Below are 2489 nucleotides of genomic sequence, written 5' to 3'. Positions count from 1 at the left end.
GAGACCTTAGACAAGCCTCATCGTCCCAGTTCAGAAGGCACTTTCGCATTCCCGCCCACGATCCGGTCCCAGCCCGACGTGAAACGCGGAGGCTAGATCCTCCATGCCGCGCGGATCAATTGGAGGCACTGGAATCCCCATTATGCATTGCCCTTCCGATAGATCTGTAATCAGATCACTTGACAGTTTCAGTAGCAGCTTCCCGTCTTTTGATGAGACAGTGCCTCCTCTCGCCTTCCGCCCGCCCTATGGCTAACTTTCAGCCCTGTAACCTCGGGGAAGTGATCCTCCAAGTTCAGTGTTTTCTTTGGAGTTATCTTCCCTATCCGAGTTTGGATCAGTGCCATTTTGGGCGGCGCCAGTATTTTTGGCAGCCGCTGTGGTGGCCCTCATGCTAAATCGCTGATTGTCCCCCCCGGTGTTTCCGTATTGAATGATGGCGGCCTGGTTGGCGGTGGATGAGCCGGAGACGTCAATCGAGTAACCATTGTCGTAGTTCCAAAGCCGGTAGTAGCCTCCCCCTTGGTCTACTACGTGCCAATACAGGTAGCCGGCGGTTGTCGGTGTTAGTTGGGCGATCGGCACGCTGCTCCCGCCTGCGCCGTTCTGGGGCCCTAGGCAGAGTAGTGAATTGACGCTATAGATTCGATAGACGCCACCGCCAGAGTTTACAATGATCCATTGCTGATTGGCGGTGTTGTTGACTTGATACTGCCAGACCGTGGTATTGGGAGTCGTGGAAAACTGCTGGACGTCGATGCATTTACCGCTATGTTTGGCGACAAGCATGCAGGGCGTCGGGAAGCCGCTTGGTTGATATACGGTGAATGATTTGATTTTATCGTTGAGATTATTGATGAATCCATCCACTTGTGAACTTGGAGGGACGAGTTGAATGTTCCCGTTTTGGCTGGCCTGGTCGAATAGTTCGATGGGGTTTGGGCTCTTGTTGAGGGCTGCGGAGAGAACGCTTGCGGCGGTGCCGTAGACGGCGGTGTTGGTGAGGTCGATGTGGCCGGGGTTGCTTCTGAATACCCATTGCCTGCTGGAATCGCTGACGTTGTCTTGGTAGAGGCAGAAGTAGTTGTTGGGTGGTCCGTGGTAGAGGTTGACGGATTTGACGGTGTCGTTGAGGCCGGATGTGGTGACGTTGGGAGTGGTGTTGGGGTAGACGAGTTGGCTGGTGCCGGAGCCGTTGGCGTTTTGGAACAGTTCCAGGGTGTACAGGGTTAGGTTGTTGACGGAGGAGATTACGCTGGAGGCGTTGTTGAAAATACCTGTGTTGGTGAGGTCGGTGAGGCCTGCGGTGTCCTTGAAGGCCCATTGCCTCATGCCCTGGGCGTTGGCTTCGTAGAGGCAGAAGTAGTTGTTGGGTGGTCCGTGGTAGACATTAACGGAGGTGACGACCTCGTTGAGGGCTGAGGCGACGTTGATGGTGGTGGTGGGGTAGATGAGTTGGCTGGTGCCCGTGCCGTTGCTGTTCCGGAAGATTTCCAGTGTGTATTGGGTCTGATTTTTGACGCAGGAGATCACGTGGGAGAGGTCACCGAAGACGGCGGTGTTGGTGAAGTTGGTGAGACCAGCGGTGTCCTTGAATACCCATTGCCGCCCGTACTCGTACCATTCCTGGTAGAGGCAGAAGTAGTTGGTGGGTGGTCCGTGGTAGACGTTGACGGAAGTGATTCTGTCGGCGATTGCGTCGGTGTTGACGGTGGTGTTGGGGTAGACGAGTTGGCTGGTGCCTGTGCCGTCGGTGTTCTGGAAGAGTTCCAGGGTGTATATGGTCTGGTTGCTGGCGGAGGAGATCACGCTGGATGCGTCGCCGTACTGTGAGCCGGCGAGGTTGATGAGGCCTGCGGTGTCTTTGAGTACCCATTGCCTGCCGGTGTTGAACTGATTTTCGTAGAGGGCGAAGTAATTGTTGGGTGGTCCGTGGTAGACGTTAACGGACTTGAGGTTTCCTTGCAGGCCGGGGGTGGCCATAAGGTTCTTGGCGATGGGGTAGGCGAGTTGGCTGGTGCCGGTGCCGTCGGTGTTCTGGAACAATTCCAGGGTGTACTGGGTCCGGTTGTTGAAGGTGATCGCGCTGGAGGCGCCGCCATACTGTAGATCGGTGAGGTTGGTAAGCCCTGCGGTGTCCTTGAAGACCCATTGCGTGCCACTCCAACTGCCTTGGTAGAGGCAGAAGTAGTTGGCGGGCGGGCCATGATAGAGGTTGACAGAGGTGATGTGATCCTCGAGGCCGGTGGTGGTAATGTCGGTGGTGATGGTGGGGTAGACGAGTTGGCTGGCGCCGGTGCCGTTGTTGTTCTGGAATAGCTCGATGGTGTATTGGGTTTGGTTGCTGGCGCTGGAGATGGCGCCCGCGGCGTTTGTGACGGGGTCATCGAGGCGGGTGAGGCCTTCGGTGTCCTTGAACACCCACTGCATTCCACTCTGGTTGAAGTCTGAATAGAGGGCGAAGTAGTTCGGGGGTGGGGTGTGGTAGA

At 56.2% G+C, this 2489-nt stretch carries 1 protein-coding gene; it reads right to left on the bottom strand.

Features of this window, described 5'->3' with window-relative positions; all coding sequences use genetic code 11:
• Positions 1 to 252: 252 nt before the first annotated feature.
• Positions 253 to 2489: RICIN domain-containing protein (locus ACIQOV_RS37185; protein ID WP_401055211.1), on the bottom strand; the 2237-nt coding region annotated here is incomplete at its 5' end.

Origin of the sequence: Kitasatospora sp. NPDC091257, assembly GCF_044757675.1 — a bacterium.
GTDB lineage: Bacteria > Actinomycetota > Actinomycetes > Streptomycetales > Streptomycetaceae > Kitasatospora > Kitasatospora lactacystinica.
This window is presented reverse-complemented; position numbering and strand designations above follow the sequence as displayed.